This window comes from Aliikangiella coralliicola, assembly GCF_007004725.1.
Lineage (GTDB): Bacteria > Pseudomonadota > Gammaproteobacteria > Enterobacterales > Kangiellaceae > Aliikangiella > Aliikangiella coralliicola.
In genome coordinates, this window is sequence record NZ_ML660171.1 from 283,351 (window position 1) to 300,703 (window position 17,353).

11 protein-coding genes and 1 tRNA gene are annotated in these 17,353 nt (G+C 41.1%); 8 read left to right on the forward strand and 4 right to left on the reverse strand.

Annotation, left to right across the window (positions count from 1 at the left end):
- Positions 1–239: 239 nt before the first annotated feature.
- From FLL46_RS24745 to thiI, 8 genes are all read left to right on the forward strand, one after another.
- Complete coding sequence (locus tag FLL46_RS24745) at positions 240–2,120, forward strand: VWA domain-containing protein (protein WP_142934775.1); 1,881 nt, start codon at positions 240–242, stop codon at positions 2,118–2,120.
- A gap of 71 nt (positions 2,121–2,191) precedes the next feature.
- The gene (locus tag FLL46_RS24750; protein ID WP_142934777.1) at positions 2,192–3,175 is read left to right on the forward strand and encodes a hypothetical protein; all 984 of its coding nucleotides are present in this window, start codon (positions 2,192–2,194) and stop codon (positions 3,173–3,175) included.
- A 212-nt stretch (positions 3,176–3,387) separates the two neighbouring features.
- Positions 3,388–3,464 (forward strand) — tRNA-Asp (locus tag FLL46_RS24755).
- 331 nt (positions 3,465–3,795) lie between these two features.
- Positions 3,796–4,626: a hypothetical protein gene (locus FLL46_RS24760; protein ID WP_142934778.1), complete on the forward strand. Its 831-nt coding sequence runs from the start codon at positions 3,796–3,798 to the stop codon at positions 4,624–4,626.
- A gap of 110 nt (positions 4,627–4,736) precedes the next feature.
- Entirely contained in the window at positions 4,737–8,636 is a 3,900-nt protein-coding gene (hrpA, locus tag FLL46_RS24765; protein WP_142934780.1) for an ATP-dependent RNA helicase HrpA, read from the forward strand.
- Positions 8,637–8,903: 267 nt separating this feature from the next.
- Complete coding sequence (locus FLL46_RS24770) at positions 8,904–9,383, forward strand: hypothetical protein (protein ID WP_142934782.1); 480 nt, start codon at positions 8,904–8,906, stop codon at positions 9,381–9,383.
- Positions 9,384–9,839: 456 nt separating this feature from the next.
- A complete protein-coding gene (lexA, locus tag FLL46_RS24775; RefSeq protein WP_142934784.1) occupies positions 9,840–10,430 on the forward strand; it encodes a transcriptional repressor LexA in 591 nt (196 codons plus the stop codon).
- Between the two features lie 258 nt (positions 10,431–10,688).
- Positions 10,689–12,134, forward strand: a complete 1,446-nt coding sequence (thiI, locus tag FLL46_RS24780; protein ID WP_142934786.1) for a tRNA uracil 4-sulfurtransferase ThiI — start codon at positions 10,689–10,691, stop codon at positions 12,132–12,134.
- Between the two features lie 120 nt (positions 12,135–12,254).
- Here the strand turns inward: thiI and FLL46_RS24785 are convergent, their stop codons facing one another.
- From FLL46_RS24785 to nadE, 4 genes are all read right to left on the reverse strand, one after another.
- Positions 12,255–12,815: a GspH/FimT family pseudopilin gene (locus FLL46_RS24785; RefSeq protein ID WP_142934788.1), complete on the reverse strand. Its 561-nt coding sequence runs from the start codon at positions 12,813–12,815 to the stop codon at positions 12,255–12,257.
- Between the two features lie 366 nt (positions 12,816–13,181).
- A complete protein-coding gene (locus FLL46_RS24790; protein ID WP_142934790.1) occupies positions 13,182–14,558 on the reverse strand; it encodes a sigma-54-dependent transcriptional regulator in 1,377 nt (458 codons plus the stop codon).
- Between the two features lie 212 nt (positions 14,559–14,770).
- Positions 14,771–16,375, reverse strand: coding sequence for a sensor histidine kinase (locus FLL46_RS24795; RefSeq protein WP_142934792.1), 1,605 nt, complete (start codon positions 16,373–16,375; stop codon positions 14,771–14,773).
- 102 nt (positions 16,376–16,477) lie between these two features.
- Positions 16,478–17,320, reverse strand: coding sequence for an ammonia-dependent NAD(+) synthetase (nadE, locus tag FLL46_RS24800; protein ID WP_142934794.1), 843 nt, complete (start codon positions 17,318–17,320; stop codon positions 16,478–16,480).
- Positions 17,321–17,353: the final 33 nt, after the last annotated feature.

Sequence of the window (17,353 nt, forward strand, 5' to 3'; positions counted from 1 at the left end):
TACAATATTGTATATCTTACCTACTTAATTATATATCCCAAGATCAGGTTATATATCTTAATTCTAAACGCTCATGAACCGACCCTGTTTGATTTCGATCAGGCTAAAATCGCGGAGTGTTGCGATAAACTTCACTTTTTACCATAACTATCGTCTCTATCTGCCTGAATATTATGAAAATTATTTACAATTAAGCTACACTAGGGTTGTACTCTTTCAGTCTATTATTGGCAATAAAAATGAGAATATTAAAAATATTAGTACTATCCTTGGCAACGGTCACATGGACGAGCATTGTCATGGCCGCGCAATCAGTGGCATCAAACGCCAAACCTGATGTTCGTCTGCTGATTGATATCTCAGGGAGTATGAAGAAAAATGACCCCAATAATTTACGAGTGCCAGCTTTACAGCTGGTGACCAATCTACTGCCACAGGGCTCAGAAGCTGGAGTATGGGCTTTCGGGCGATATGTCAACATGATGGTTCGTCTGGCTCCTGTCGACGCTCAATGGCAAGAAAATGCGACCAAAAGCGCAACCAAAATAAACTCTGCCGGATTGTACACAAATATTGGTGGAGTGCTGGAAAAAGCCAGTTATGGCTGGAGTAAGCCAAATCCGAGTGAAAAACGCTCATTGATTTTGCTAACTGACGGCATGGTTGATATTTCAAAAGATCCCAAAGTTAACGCGAAAGAAAGAGAAAGAATTCTTAACCAGATATTACCAAAACTGGTGAATGCTAAAGTGTCGATCCACACTATTGCGTTGTCAAAAAATGCCGATCATGAATTATTAAAAACCTTATCTACACAGACCGATGGTTGGTATCAGGCGGTTGAGTCAGCTGAAGAGTTACAAAAGGTATTCTTGAAAATTTTCGAGCAATCTGCGGCACGAGACAGTTTGCCCCTCACTGATAACAACTTCAATGTTGATGCGAGCATTGAAGAAATGACCTTACTGGTATTTAAACAGGATCCATTAGAAAAAGTTCGCTTGGTGGCACCGGACAAAAGTGTCATTGAGGATGCGTCCCCCGATGGTAGCGTGCGTTGGTTTACCACGGCCGGATACGATTTAGTCACAGTAAAATCGCCAGCGCCAGGCGCCTGGCAGATCGATGCGAAAGTCGATCCTGATAACCGCGTGATGGTTGTTAGTAAGTTGGGATTAGACGTTGCGCCGGTACCGAATAATTTATTAGCGGGCGAGGCCATTAATTATCAAGTTGGCTTGTTAGAAGACGGAAAGCCGATCACTAAACCTGATTTCCTGAGCTTGGTTGAGGCCAGATTAGTCCAAAGTAAACAAGGGCAAACGAGTCGTCTCGCCATGTTTTACGACAGCGGCAATCATCAGTTTAAGCAGAACTTTTTTACCGATAGTTTCGAGGGCGTACTGCAATTAACGCTAGAAGTTAAAAGTCCTACTTTCGAGAGAACCCGCAATCATGCTATTAATATTTACGGGTCGCCGTTACAACACCAGGTAGAAATCTCCGATCAAGAAACTAAACCACATGCCATTCATTTCACGGTCAGGGACGATATCGTCCAGAGCGAGAGCTTAAAAGTGAATGCAACTGTTACTCAGCCAGATGGTGAGAAGCAGTATATGGCGCTGGAAGACTTTGATCAGCCGATAGAGCTGCGAGTTTCTCCTGCTGGAGGGGATTACGCGATTGCACTAGATATCAAAGGAAAATCGATTGTTGGCAGAGACTTCTCTGTTTCCCCAGAACCGATTGTATTTAGCACTTCACCAACACCATCCTATCTTTTATCGCAGCAAGCCAAACCTCAGGAGGAAGAGGTAAAAGAGGTAGTGGAAGAGCCTGATGCCCCGGCAGAAGAAGAAAAGAAGCCAGAAGAGGAAGAGGAAAAGCCGGCCGAACCAACCGAAGAAGCGGTTGAACAACCCGAACCAGAAGAAGAGGTTGACTGGACTTTTTGGTTAATTGTCGGTGGTGGCGCTAACCTGATATTGATTATTCTCGGTTTCTTTGGATGGCGGTTCATTAAGAAGAAAGGACAGCACAGTTCTGCACTTCTGGCAAACGAGTTAGGTGTTGAAGATGACGATGATGACGAAGATGACGAAGATGATGATGAATAATCTGGCCATCAATAATAAAATCAAGATTAAAATTAAAACGGCTATTAATAATAAGATAGTGGGGAAAATGAATGAATAACGATTTTGTGTCCTGGTTGATTGTCATCGAGGTCGCTTTACCTTTGTTTATATTGTGCCTTTTACTAATTTGGGTGCTCGTCAGTGGACGTAAAAAATATAAAGAGGCTGCACGCAGACTAATACTTAAAATTAAAAACAACGAAGATAGTCAAAAACAGGAGCTGATGAATTTCCTGACCGGAAAGTTATCGATAGACGATGCTAAAGCAAAAAAACTCAGTAAAAAAATTATTAATGAAAGAAAGTTTTTATTCCGTAATCTGATAAGCAGTCTTCTCGATAAAAATACCGAGGCGTTATCGGGTCTTGAAGACGATCTCACACGAATAACTAGCCACTATCATCAGCTTGAAGTTGTTGCTCAAGTCGCAGAAGAGCCTGAAGATGAAGAAACTGAAAAAGGCGAAGATATCGATGAGCTGAAGCAGGAAATCAAGAGTTTAAAGCATGAGGTTCATGTTACGCTGACCACATTAAATAATATTTTTGGTGAATTCAGCTCGATGTTTGGAGAAGAGGTGCCGGAGACGGAAATGTCCGTGGATCAGATCATTACTGCGATGGAATCCTTTTCTGGGAAAACCGGGAATACCGATGCTGCTTCTGAGCAGGAGGTCGATATTGAGGTTGAAGACACACTAGAGGATGAACCCGATGCGTTTGCAGAGGAAGATTTAGGTGCTGACGAAGCGCTGAAAGAAGCCGCTCCTGAAGAAACTGCTGGTGAAGATGTTGGCTGGGAAGAGATTGATGACCCGGAAGAAGGGGTGGCAGATGTTTCTGCGGAAGAGACAACAAGTGATGAAACGCCTGAAGAAGAAGAGGAATCCCTGGATTTTTCGTTAGATAGTGAGTTGGATGATATCGATAGCGCATTAGATGGACTCGAATTGGGGGCGACGGCTGAAGACGATGAACCAACCTGGGATGATGCTTTTGAAGAGAGCGGCGATAAAAAATCGGATGAAAATTAAGCATTTAGTTTAAAAAATATTCAATATAAAAAAAAAGATCATTTTTTTGCAAATTATCGTTGACACTAATCGGGGGGAACCGTATTATTGCGCCCGCTGAAACGCAGTAGCCAGAGATTCTGCTGAACGAATTTCTTTTACGGTTATTTCTACTAAGAGCGCTTCTTAGAAAGCTAACTTGGTAGAATAAATTGTTAAGGCTACACCGGTGCGGAGTGGTAGTTCAGCTGGTTAGAATACCGGCCTGTCACGCCGGGGGTCGCGGGTTCGAGTCCCGTCCACTCCGCCATTTTCTTTTTAGCGATTGTAGAATCATATTAATCTGCAAGTTCGCTCCTGATTACTCATCGATTATCAAAGTTGATAGCCTGCTGTTCACTAACTACAGAACGATTGGCTTACCTCGCCCACAATCTGAATTAAATTACTCTTCTTATTAAATAGCTGGTGTATCTTAGCGCTCGCGAGTTCCGTCTTTAGATTATATGTGATCTTTGACCATGACGGTGCTAAGCTTGGGGTTAAATCCAGGTTATTGCTACTGGCTAATTTTTCGTGAATAATTTATCATGTTGATAATCAACAAAAAATAACGAATTGTTCAGTAAAGAGGGACAAAAATGAAAAGACTTGCTATCGCTGTTATTCATGGTTTGGGTAGTGAAGAAGAGTTCTATTCTGTTGAACTAAAACACCGAATCGCCGAAGAGTATGTTAAAGGTGCGGAAGGTCGTTTAGAAGATGAACTACTGTTCCATGAAATTTACTGGGGAGACCTGGTAAAAGAAGAGCTAGACCAGTTTAGAAAAAAAGCAAACTATAAAGGTGATTTGGCCTATCAAAATTTACGCCAGATCATGACTGATGCTCAGGCGCTAGCTCTGTTATACCGTCCGGGAACTGAAATATACGAATCAATTAATAATCGGATAAAAGATGGTTTGCGCAAATTTGCTTCCCATCGCCGAGTTAATCAAGATGAAACGCCGCTGGTAGTACTTGCTCATTCATATGGTGCGGTGATGATGTCTCATTTCATCGGTGAGATGAAAAATGCCGATTCTAAATTGAGCAATTTTGAGACGATGAAAACCTTAGCGGGCTACATTACCTTTGGGAATCCAATGGGATTATATGCCTTGGAATCTGCTAACTCAGAATTGGGCGTACCCTGCAATATTGTCGGTGAAGCATTGAACGATGATATGAAGAAAAGAGCGCGCTGGTATAACTTTTACGATAAAGACGATATTATCGCTTATCCGCTTAAAGGGCTGTCAGATGATTTCGACCAATTTGTACATGGTGATTTTGAAATCAATGTTGGTAGTGCAGCGACTTCATGGAATCCAGCGTGTCATTCCGGTTACTGGGAAGATAAAGATTTTTATCGTCCAGTTGCTGATTTTATCGCTGAACTCCGAGCACCACATTCGTTTTGGCAAGGTTGATCAGGGCTAGCAGCCAGATTAAAAAGCCTGCGTAAGCGGGCTTTTTTTTGTCTAGTCAGTTCTCATTAATAGAGATGAATTAAAAGATTTACACAAAGCATTGACAAGTTATGGAATTACACCAGCTTCAAACAAAACACCAGGGAAAAGTCTTTCATTTGCAAAAGACCATTAACCAGCGCTCGAAACAAGGGCTCGCTGTCGATCAATTGCAAGCAAAACTGAAGCGGCTTGTAGAAAGTTCTAATAGCGAGACGCTAAAAAACCGTATAGAGCCGGAAACCATTAGTATCCCTCACGAGTTACCGATTGCAAATGAGTCGGATGAGATTGTCAGTCTGTTGCAAAATCACCAGGTCATTATTGTTGCAGGAGAAACCGGCTGTGGGAAAACGACACAACTGCCGAAACTTTGTGTGAAAGCAGGCTTAGGCGCTCGAGGATTAATCGCTCACACTCAACCTAGAAGAGTTGCCGCGACCAGCGTTGCGAAGCGCATTGCAGAAGAAATGAATACTGAACTAGGAGACATTGTTGGATTTTCGGTGCGCTTTAATAATAAATCCAGCGACAAAACTCGAATTAAATTAATGACAGATGGCGTGCTCTTAACAGAAATAGAGTCAGATCCATTGCTCTCACGGTATGAAGTTATCATTATTGATGAGGCTCATGAAAGAAGTTTAAACATCGATTTTTTACTCGGTTTTTTAAAAACTATTTTGAGCAAGCGTAAAGATTTAAAAGTGATCATTACTTCTGCCACAATCGATCCACAAAAGTTTTCCAAGAATTTTAACAATGCGCCAATGGTTAATGTGGCGGGGCGTAGTTACCCGGTTGAAGTGAGGTATCGTCCTCAAGCAGCAGATAACGATGTTGAGAGACAGGGGGCAGGCGACTCTTTAATGGACTCTGTTCTTTTGGCTGTTGATGAATGTTGCGGCGAGTCTACAGGTAATATTTTAATATTTGCTGACGGTGAGGGACAGATTAAAAATATTGTTAAACAGTTAAAAAATGCCAATCTCAGTAACAGCGAAATTTTACCCCTTTACGCCCGACTTTCTATTAATGAGCAGCAGAAGATTTTTTCAGCGTCCAACAAAAGAAAAATTATTGTATCGACTAATGTTGCAGAAACTTCATTAACCGTTCCTGGCATTATTTTTGTCATCGATATTGGTACTGCCAGAATTAGTCGTTTTAGCCAGCGAAATAAAATTCAGCAATTGCCGGTAGAAAAAATTTCACAGGCAAGTGCTGATCAACGTAAAGGCCGCTGCGGCAGAATCGCTCCGGGAATTTGTATTCGACTTTATTCTGAAGAAGATTATCTCCAGCGTCACGAATTTACCTCTCCAGAGATTAAGCGCACAAATTTGTCATCGGTGGCCCTTCGACTCAAAGCAATGAAAGTTAATGATGTCGAGTCATTTCCGTTTATCGAGCAACCTTCAGATAGAGCCTGGAAAGTTGCGTTCAATAGTTTATTTGAGCTTGGTGCGATTGATGAGCAACAACGAATAACGACTATCGGTAGACAAATGGCCAAGCTGCCGGTTGATCCACAATTAGCTCGTATTTTAGTACAGCCGGATCTGGTAGCCGTTGATGAAATGCTAGTGATTTGCTCTCTGATGAGTGTACGAGAGATACGAGAGCGTCCACACGATAAACAACAAAAAGCGGATCAATTACATGCTGCTTATCACCAGAGCGACTCGGATATTTTAACTGCGATTAAGCTTTGGCGTGATTTACAGGCAAAAAGGGCTGAGACCTCTTCTAATGGATTCAGGCAGTGGTGTAGTAAAAACCTGATCAACTTTCTTGGTTGGCTGGAGTGGCGTCGAGTTTACTCTCAATTGAAAGAGGCGGTTGCTGCACTTGGTATCAAAATAAATGAGAATCCGTGTCAAGAAGACGAAGTTCATAGCGCTTTAATTCCTGGTTTTATCACTCATATTTTCCAAAAAACTCAGGAGCAACACTATCAAGGAGTCAGAGGTCTAAAAGTTTGGGTTCATCCATCTTCACTGAGTTTTAAAAAGCGTGTTGACTGTTTGCTGTCAGCTGAAATGATCGAAACTGAAAAGCTATACGCACGAATGAACTGCCAGGTTAAGCCACAGTGGATCGAAAAATATTCGCAACACCTGATGAAAAGTCGTTATGACGATATCCACTGGCGCAAAAAATCTGGAAAAGTAATGGCATACTTAAGCCAGACTTTATTGGGATTACCATTAGTCAATCGGCGCTTAGTTAATTATTCCACCATTGACCTGGTGAGATCCCGTGAAATATTCTTAAAAGATGGTTTAGCGTTAGACCAACTTGCTGAGGACTTTCCGTTTCTTCGGGCTAATCGGCAAAAGCTGGCTCAACTAGAGGAACAGGAGCAGCGACAACGACAAAATAATATTCGGGTTGACAGCGATTCACTGATGGCACTCTATGCTGAACACTTACCGAGCCACATCTGTAGCTTGGTTAGTTTGAAAAAGTGGTTAAAAAGAGACTTTAAAAAAAGAAATCAACAACTCAGCTTTTCTATCGAAGCGTTAACTAACAATTTATCAGACAGCCAAGAAGCTTACCCTTCGCAAATTACCATCAAAGGGTTTGATCTAAACTTATCTTATTGTTTTGCACCCGGTAGTGAAGAGGACGGGGTGAGCGTCGAAATTCCCCAAAACATGTTGTCTCAATTCAGTGACCGAGATTTTGACTGGTTGGTGCCTGGTTATCTGGAAGAAAAGGTGCTCGCGACAATTAAGTCGTTACCCAAAAGTTTAAGACGAGATTTAATTCCTTTAGGTGATACCGCGACTAAGTGTTGTGAAATGCTTTGGGCCATTGATCAGACGGGCAAACTTTTTATCAATGAGTTAGCTAAAGTTTTGCAACGCTTGACAGGTAAACATATTCAGTCGAGTGATTTCAACCTAGAGAACGTCGAGCCTCATTTAAAAATGAAATACAAAATCCTTGGTGGGAGAAAAACTGATACGAATTTAAGAGGCAAGAATTCGAGCGGCAGTAATAAGGCACTCAAAAGTATCACTTCATTGAGTTCGGACAAAATAAGTCGCTTTGAAGAAAAGGGAAAGACAGCAATAAAAAAACAGGAAAAATTCCAACATTGGGTGTTCGGAAATTTTCAGATTGAGCAAGAAATTTCACAAAATAATTTCGTTAGTCGAATTTTCCAGGGACTTCAAGATTTTGGTTCACATGTAAAGCTGGTTGAGTTTCCTACTAAACAGAGCGCGCTCAAAAGCCATATTGTTGGTGTATCGAGGTTAATCTTGATCGCCAATCAGACTCATCTCAACAAAATGTTTAATGCCTGGCCCGAAAAAAGTCAGTTGGAAAAGTTAAGTATTCGATTTGACGGTTTTAGAATGATCTTTGATGTTTTAGCATTGGCCTACGCCAAATCTCTGATTAGTTCCGAAAAGCGGTTCGCGTCCAACGGCGAGTTAGATGAGAGTGGATTTAAAAAACTTTGCGATCAATTTCAGCAGAACTTTAGAGTTGTTATGGCTGAGCAGTTAAACGCATTGCTGCCACTGGCAAAGTTAAGAGAAGCAATCGCATCGGATATCGGGGGACTCAATGAATCATCCTTCACCGACTCAATTTCGGATATGAGGGGGCAGCTCCAAGCCTTGTGGCAAACTAAATACCTTCTGAGCGCTGAAGAGCCGTTCTTCGAAAACTACACCCGCTACCATAAGGCCATTAAAGCGCGAATTAAACGAATCAAAGAAAATTATCCAAAGGAACAGAATGCTTTGGATACCTGGTTAGCGTGGCACAGTTGGTGGAACGAACTGACTAAGCAGAAGAGTGGGCCGGCTGTTGAAAATGAACTGGAGCGACTCTTCTGGACGTTGCAGGAGTTCAGGATCAGCTTGTTTTCACCTGGCATAAAAGTGAAAGGTGGCGTATCAGCCAAGAAGCTGCAAACACTGTTTGAGCAAGTGGAAGTAATGGAATAACCGCTGAATAACTGGTCGTATCTCTCCAAAATACCACTATAAATCGACTAAAAATATAATAAAAACAAACAATTACGAGTCTTTTCAAAATAAAACTATTCAATCGTTGCCAATCGCCAATGTGCGTCGTTTCACAATTGCCATTGAAACATAATGACACATTTATATTATTTGCTATGCTGAGAGTGTAGAGGTTAGTTTTTAACCATTGAATTGGAATCAAGGTGAACGGACTACTTGCAGTTGTAGGTGAAAGAGGTAGATTCGATGCGAAGTTTGACGAAAAAGATTTTAGGTGTTTTATCAGCGTTAACTGCTTGTTTTTGTAGTAATTGTTTTGCGAATGACGAGCAAACAAGCTCATCTGTATTTAAGCCTCTGACGAAAGAGCTATCTTTCGGCGGTGTTGAGTTTAGCCTGGTTTCATCGAATGATTATTATTCTCAATCACGTCAGGCCAATTCTTCAGATAAATCAGTTGTATTCCGCCCTGAAATTTCACTATTTACCACCGCAAAAAGCGCTAAATCTGTTCACTTATCAAATGGGCATTCGCTCGCTGCGAGGTCTTTCGGAAAGAGTAATCGATACAAAAATACTATTCCGGCGGTATATCGGTTGACGCTTAAGGGTTATTCGATAGTAGAGTATTCTAATTATAAAACTGATACTTGGACTTTTAACAAAGTTAAAGATTCTGCGCTCAAAAAGCCTCAAATAATGTTTTCAGTGACCAAGCAGTTTTAGTCACCATTCTTCTGAGAGTGCGTGATAGCCTCTCTGCTCGTTGATTTTAATAGTTATTAACGCACCTTGTCATTAATCTCAACACGTTGTTAAATCTTCAATAAAAATAATTCCTTCAGTGTTTCCGCATTGTTACTGAACCCTTCAGTATTCAACTTTTCAGCCAATTGTCGCTGTTTAACTTACCTAAGTATCTCTAAATAAAACAAAAAAGATAAATTACTTGAATCTCGCGAAACCTTAGATTACTATTTGTTTACATAGTAATTGTGTGGCTGCTATCTTGTCCAGTGCTAGTTATGCCTTGTTAGATTGATTGAGGGCATATTGGCACACTTGACGCTATGTTGGCCGATTATGAGTTAGCTGATTACGAATTAGCCGATTTAAAGCGACCAATTGCTAAATGTGGCAATAAAAAGGACATTGAATAATTAGGGCAACTGAGGATTGAGTATGAAAGAACTAACCAGCAGACAAAGCGAAGTATTTGAAATTCTTAAGGAATACGTCGAAAATTATGGTATCGCGCCAACTCACGTTGAACTCGCGGAGCTCATCGGGGTTAGTTCTTCAAAAGCTGCCGCCGATCACCTTAAAGCACTAGAAAAGAAAAATGTCATCAAAATTTACCCTGATAAGCCTCGTGGAATTAAGGTATTGGAAAGTAACGACAATGAATTGCCATTAATTGGCTCTGTCGCTGCGGGATTGCCGATTGAGGCTGTTGAAAATGTCGAAGCTTATATTACGATTCCTGAAGTGCTAAAAAGGAAAAAGCCGACGTTTTTGTTGAGAGTACGTGGCGATAGTATGATTGACGAAGGTATTCTGGATGGTGATTTAATCGCTGTCAGAAAGTCGAATACTGCGGAAATCGGGCAAATTGTAGTCGCTCGAATTGACGATGAGGTGACCGTTAAGCGACTTGAGCGGCAGGGTAACAATGCGGTACTGCAACCAGCTAACGAGTGTTACGAGCCGATAGTTCTGCCGGCGGAAAACTTAGCGATAGAAGGGCAGTTCGTCGGCCTTATCAGAGCTTAGTTGAATTGTCGCAAAGTGAATGTGGTCGTTTGTTTCCAATAGGTTCTCGACCTGGTATTTTCACTTTGTTGCGTATTATCGATAGATTGGTACTGAGTTACCAAGCTGATATGTTACAAAAAAGAAGCTTTTAATCGATATTAGCTTCTTATCTTCTCTACCTGGGGACTCCCCGGGTTTTTCAGTGTATTTTACCGTTTTTTCAGATAAAATAGCGCCCAATTCTGTTTTCTAACCGGTTTTATTAAACGTTTCTCCATGAAATTTATCATTAAACTATTCCCCGAAATTATTATTAAAAGCAAACCTGTGCGTAAAAGGCTCATTGGTCAGCTTAAGAAAAATCTTAAGAAAATTCTGAGCCCGCTTGATGAGTCGATTGTCATTGCCGGCTCATGGGATTTTATCGAGGTCAGGTTTGATGAGAAGCATGAGCATTTGGAAGCGATTGTTCTGGAGAAGTTAAAACATACGCCGGGAATTGACTTTATTCTAAAAGTTAAGACTCATGCTTTTGAGACGCTTGACGATATCGCCGAGATAGCGGTAAGAGAATATGCTGAATTGGTGAAGGATAAAACTTTTTGTGTGAGGGTAAAGCGAAGTGGTCGCCACCCATTTAATTCCATTCAGGCGGAACAAAAGGCGGGCGGGGCGCTGTTACACAATAGTGAGTCAGCAGGTGTAAAACTCAAGCAGCCGGAAGTTACAGTACAGTTAGAAATTAAGCAGGAGAAGCTTTATACCATAGAGTCAAGAACACAAGGGTTAGGTGGTTTTCCGATGGGACAACAGGAATCTTGCGTGAGCTTGATTTCTGGCGGCTATGATTCTTCGGTTGCAAGTTATTTAATGATGAAGCGCGGAATTCGTACCCATTTCTGTTTTTTTAATTTAGGCGGAATTGCCCATGAAGTTGGTGTTAAACAGGTATCGCATTATTTGTGGGAAAAATACTCTTCGTCTCATCGTGTGTTGTTTATTACCATTCCATTCGAAAATGTTGTTAATGAAATTCTTACAAAAGTCCATCACTCGCAAATGGGCGTTGTGTTGAAGCGAATGATGTTAAGAGTGGCGGAAAAGGTTGCGTTAGAATTTAACGCGCCGGGACTTGTGACCGGCGAGTGTGTCGGTCAGGTATCGAGCCAAACATTAACTAACCTGGCGGTTATCGATAAGGCGACTGACTTTTTGACAATGCGTCCATTAATAACCATGGATAAGCAGGATATTATTGCTTTGTCGAAACAAACCGGCACCGAAGAGTTTGCTGCAGTTATGCCTGAATATTGTGGTGTAATTTCTGATAAACCAACTACTTGTGCGAAGTTGCATAAAATAGAAGCGGAAGAATCAAATTTCGATTTCGAAGTTTTAGAACAGGCATTTACCGATCGCAAAGTTGAGAATATTGATGCGCTCTATCAGTCGCACCAAAATCTTGATGATATTGAAGTGGTGAAAACACCTGCAGCAAGCGATGTTGTTATTGATATCAGGCATCCTCAAGAGCTGGCAATCAAACCGCTTGTGTTAACCAAAAATAATGTGTTACCTATTCCATTTTTCAAGCTGCAATCCAGTGATAACTTGAACAAAGATGAAACTTATCTACTTTATTGTGATAAAGGGATCATGAGTCAATTACAGGCTGAGGAACTCAGCTTAAAAGGCTATAAAGTAAAAGTTTACCAGCCTTAGTTTTTATTGTTTCAGATAAAAACTGATGATAACTAATCCTCGCCTGATAAAGTCAGTGGCGAGGATTTCTATCTGCTAACTTTTGAAATCGACTATTACCCTTAACTAATTCATCTTACGTCAGCAACTGATATCTTCATCACGGGCATTTTCGTGGATTCTATTTCCGTTTTTATCTTTTGAGTGCCTGATCCTTCCTGCCTTGGAAATGATTAAAGCGCGGGAAAGTTCAGGCTCGTTTTTAAAACAATACTCAAAGGTTCCATTTTGATGGTTGGTTATTCCAGTGTGGTGCCATTGAAAGGAAGTTCTCACCCCGAAGGCACGCCAACGTAATTGAATATCATCGTCTTTTATTTTTGATTGATGCAATAGCTCTTCGTCGGCGCTGAGTTTGCGATCACTGTTGTTGTCAACGAAAGCCATGTAACCATCTGACCATTTTTTGCTACAGCTAGCACCATCAAGCGTGGGGCAAATGGTTACTTTCTGGTGGCGAGTAATCGCAATTGATCGGGTGTTTTGTAAAGTTGTTCTAAGCTTCATCACTTCTGAAGTTATTTTTTGCTTTTTGATAAGGTCATCAAATGCCGGCAGTGCAATATTCAGCAGAACAGCGACTAAGCCGAGTGTGAAAAGAATATCGATAAGTGTAAAAGCCGATTGTTTTTTATGAGCCATTGTAAAGTCCCTTTAATAATTCCCTATTTAAAATGTAATTTGGTCAATCTTAGTTTTTGACTATCTAACCTCTGACTATTTAACCTGTTCACTGGCAGGTAGTAAATTCTGTTAGTTAACCAGTGATATAGTTAAACGAGGGGCGAATAATTTTCTGAGGATATATGAATTTTTCTATCAATTTCAGAACTCAAAAGTTTAGCTGAGTTCCGGTGAAAGAAGGAGAGTAAAAGGCTTAAGTTCGCGGCTGAAAATAGATGCGCACAATGCGGATATTTTCGTATTGGCTTGTAGGAAATTCTCCATTGACTATGTCAATGTTTTTGGCGCTGGGTTGACTATGCGGTTGATTGGGCTTAAACGAGCCTAATCCAACTGTAGTTTCTTGAGTTTATAACGCATTGCCCTGAAACTAATTCCTAATAGTTTCGCCGCTTGAGTTTTATTACCATTGGCTTCTTCAAGCGCTTTCATTATTTCCTGAATTTCGATTTTCTCCAAATATTCATCTAGCGATAGACCACTTCGCTGTGGCATATTTGAGGGGGCTGATGATTGGTCGGTATCCGATTCTTGCGTTCTTGTTACTGTTCCCAGATTGAGGTCTTCTTGTTGAATTTGTTCTCCCATAGAAAGTGTAATCGCCCGCTCCAGAATATTTTCCAGTTCGCGAATATTTCCAGGGAAGTCATAGCGCTTTAGTTCCGCCAAGGCTGTGTCAGACAGAGAAGAAACACCAAGTCCTTGAGATTTAGCTAACTGTTCGAGCAAGTAGTTGGCTAATTTTGGAATGTCGTCAGTTCTTTCTCGAAGCGGCGGAACTTTAAGTTCAATAACATTTATCCGATAAAAAAGATCTTTTCTGAACTCTTCCGTATCAACCAGCTTTAACAGGTTTTTGTGGCTGGCGCTTAAGATGCGAACGTCAATGTTGATTTCCGTTTCACTACCGACCGGGCGCACGGTTTTTTCCTGAATTGCCCTGAGTAACTTGACCTGCATATTCAAAGGTAATTCGGCAATTTCATCGAGAAATAGCGTACCGCCATCTGCGCTTTGAAACAGCCCTTTTTTATCAGCAATTGCGCCGGTGAAACTGCCTTTTTTGTGCCCAAAAAATTCACTCTCCATCAGCTCTGATGGGATGGCACCGCAGTTAACGGGAACAAATGGTTTATCTGCTCTAGGACCTTTATAGTGAATAAGTTTTGCCACCAATTCTTTACCGGTACCTGACTCGCCGTTGATATAAACAGGTGCCTGACTACGGGCCAGTTTTAATATCGTTTGCTTGAGATGCTTCATCACCGGGGTATCGCCGATGAGCTGTTTTTTCACTTTACTATTTGCTTTCGATTTTTGCTCGGGGGTTTGCTTCAGTTTGAGTGCTGCAGAGATCAGGTTTCGCAATGAGCCGAGATCAACTGGCTTTGAAAGAAAATCGAAAGCACCGGCTTTCATCGCGTCAATAGCGATTTCCATATTACCGTGGGCAGTAATTAACGCTACTGGCAGTTCAGGGTGTTTGTTCTGTATGTGCTCAACGAGTTCTATACCATCACCATCAGGTAAACGCATATCGGTCAGGCAGATATCGAATTCGTGCTTTTCTAATAGTTGATAAGCTTGACCTAAATTTTCTGCCTGGCGAGTATCTATGTTCATTCTCGATAGAGTGATACCCAGTAGCTGCAAAATGTCTGGTTCATCATCAACAATTAATGCTAAGGGAGTCTGCGCCATAACTAATCCGTGATTATTATTCTCTAGTGGTTATCGTTCTCTGGTGATCGCTGTTCTCTAAAAAGAGTTACCTGATTGATCATATTATTATGTTGTTGATTAAGTTCGCAAACTGCATCATTGATTATTTCTAATTATTTACAATGATATACGGACTATCTTTCACCTCTGTTTACCATTATCCAATAAAAAATCCGATTAATCTATGACGATCATTGTTGTGTCAGATTAGCCGCGGAAAAGCTAATTCTAAAACAAGAACCGCCAGTTGGAATTGGGATGTAATCTAGCCGAGCTCTATTGGCTTCACAAAGTTCTTTTGACAAATATAAGCCCAGACCAGTTCCGGTTCGAGAGGTCGTAAAAAATGGCTCAAATATCTTTTCGGAAAGATCAGGGGAAATTCCTTCACCCTTGTCAATGACATCAAGAAAAGCAGTTCTACTGTGAGGTTCGATACCCACCATAACCTGGGCAATGGGTTTTCCTGTATTGATTTCGCTATATCTTGCTGCATTTTCGATCAGATTTGTGAGTATTTGGGAAAGTTGCGACAGGTCAAAGTGTATGATTAAGTTGTCAGTTTGAAACTGCAGATCGATTTCAGGTGGCGTGTCTTTACCGCTGGCATATTCTTGTAACATCACCGGCATATAGCGTGATAAATTGATTTCTTTTACCTGCACCGCTTTTCGCTGCGAAAGTTTCATTATATTTTCGATGATGTCATTCACTCTCTTAGTATTTTTATCGATAATTTCCACGAGTCCTAAATTAAGTGGATCGATTTCATCCGACTCTTTCATCAGTTGTGCCGCGTGACTTAAAGCGCCCAGAGGGTTTCTGATTTCATGGGCAATTGATGCTGTCAGCCGACCGAGTGAAGCTAGTTTTAAACTTTGTGCTTGCTGATTAAGGACTGTTGTATCCTCAAGAAATATAATCACATTGTCTTTGTTTTCACCGATAGGTGAAAAGTTAGGTAGTAAACTTGGCCCGGTAGCAGTATTTTTAAACGGCTTTGAGCGATAACTTTGTTTTCTTCGCCATAAATTGAGTTGCCTGGCTAAAGGGGTTGAGACTTGTTCTAGCCGTCTCGACTTGGTTGATTCTGGCATACCTAAATGGATCCAGGCTGATCGGTTGATAAGACATACAGAGTTTTGATTATCCACAACAAGAACGCCTGTTGACATAAACTGAATAATTTTCTCATTCAGTTTTTCCATACTTTCAAGGCCTCTCATCGATTTTTCAGCGACATGTTCTGTTTCGATGATTCGACGAGCCAGGTAAAACGATAGCAAGCTGGTTGCCATAAAAGTCATTGATAATATACCGACCTGAGTCATACCACTCCGGTCGTGGGACTGAGTCAGACTTGCGTAAATTTCCTCTCCAAGTACAGCGAATGAGGCCAGAACTGAAAAACCGAGAGCGGCGGGATTGCCAGTCAAAATACTGGCCGCAGATGTACTCACTGCGATCAAAACGCCCAAGCCACTCGTCGCGCCGCCGCTGGCGTGCATGAGCAAGATAATCAGAACAATATCAACAATTATCTGAACTTCTAATTGTAAATAATAGAGGCGTTTTAAATATAAACTCAGCGAAAAACTGACTAATGCGATGATTGAAAAAAATAGTGCAGAGGTATAATAGAGTTCTGGATTTTTTGCGCCGAGAAAAGACACATCGAAGTCTAATTGAAACGCAATCAGCAGCGATAACGACAAAATAACTCTGTACCCAGAAAAAATCTGTAATGCTCGCCAGGAAGCTGAAAAGGGGAGAGCTTGGTTATTAAAACGAGTCATCGAAATTTAGACCGCATAAAAATCAGATCCCATATAATTTGCATTTTATTTTTTAACTAACTTGTTCATTGCCAGTCGTCTGTTTGGAATTATAGTCACTTTTTAATCATAAATAGTCGGAATAGGCCGACGTTTATGTTGAGTTTTCTGATAAATCTCAATCAGTTTTTTAGAAGCTTCAACAGGCACCGTCTTGCCTTCAAGAAAGTCGTCGATTTGATCGTAAGTCAATCCCAACGCTGATTCGTCAGTTTTACCTGGAGTAAGACATTCGAGATCGGCTGTTGGTGCTTTCGTGACTAAAGTTTCAGGTGCACCAAGATGGGTCGCAATTTGTCTTACTTGTCTTTTACTCAAACCAAATAGCGGGGCTATATCACAAGCACCATCACCCCATTTAGTATAAAAGCCGGTGATATTTTCAGCGGAATGATCTGTTCCCAGAACCAATCCACCCAGTAATCCTGCTATCTCATATTGAATTGTCATACGCGTTCTTGCTTTGACATTGCCTTTGTTAAAATCAATTGCCGAATCAGATTGGATTAGTAAATTGCTCGATGATAATGCTGCAGCTGTTGCCGCATGAATGCCATCTGCGCCAGGGCTGACATTGACGGTTAGATTAATATCAGGTTGGATAAATGATAGTGCAAGTTGTGCATCTACTTCATCTGCCTGTTCGCTATAGGGAAGGCGAACGGCGACAAAGCGATAAGCAGGTTCGTTTTGCGGATTTTCAGCGTTAAGGTCATTAATTGCAAGTTGAGCGATTTTTCCTAGCGTTGTCGAATCAACTCCGCCGCTAATTCCTAACACGAGGTGAGTTAGACCTGATTGTAATAAAGATTTTTTGATAAATAATTTGCGTCGTTCAACTTCTTTTCCCGGGTCAATTTCGGGGAGCACTTTCATTTCTTCGATTATTAATTGTGCGTTACTCACTGGGATCTCTTTAAATTGGTCTAATAAATTCAG

Excerpts from the sequence above, each read along its gene's own strand:
- FLL46_RS24750 (WP_142934777.1), top strand. The coding sequence starts at position 2,192 with ATGAATAACGATTTTGTGTCCTGGTTGATTGTCATCGAGGTCGCTTTA.
- thiI (WP_142934786.1), top strand. The coding sequence starts at position 10,689 with ATGAAATTTATCATTAAACTATTCCCCGAAATTATTATTAAAAGCAAA.
- hrpA (WP_142934780.1), top strand. The coding sequence starts at position 4,737 with ATGGAATTACACCAGCTTCAAACAAAACACCAGGGAAAAGTCTTTCAT.
- FLL46_RS24745 (WP_142934775.1), top strand. The coding sequence starts at position 240 with ATGAGAATATTAAAAATATTAGTACTATCCTTGGCAACGGTCACATGG.
- FLL46_RS24770 (WP_142934782.1), top strand. The coding sequence starts at position 8,904 with ATGCGAAGTTTGACGAAAAAGATTTTAGGTGTTTTATCAGCGTTAACT.
- FLL46_RS24795 (WP_142934792.1), bottom strand. The coding sequence starts at position 16,375 with ATGACTCGTTTTAATAACCAAGCTCTCCCCTTTTCAGCTTCCTGGCGA.
- FLL46_RS24790 (WP_142934790.1), bottom strand. The coding sequence starts at position 14,558 with ATGGCGCAGACTCCCTTAGCATTAATTGTTGATGATGAACCAGACATT.
- FLL46_RS24785 (WP_142934788.1), bottom strand. The coding sequence starts at position 12,815 with ATGGCTCATAAAAAACAATCGGCTTTTACACTTATCGATATTCTTTTC.
- FLL46_RS24760 (WP_142934778.1), top strand. The coding sequence starts at position 3,796 with ATGAAAAGACTTGCTATCGCTGTTATTCATGGTTTGGGTAGTGAAGAA.
- lexA (WP_142934784.1), top strand. The coding sequence starts at position 9,840 with ATGAAAGAACTAACCAGCAGACAAAGCGAAGTATTTGAAATTCTTAAG.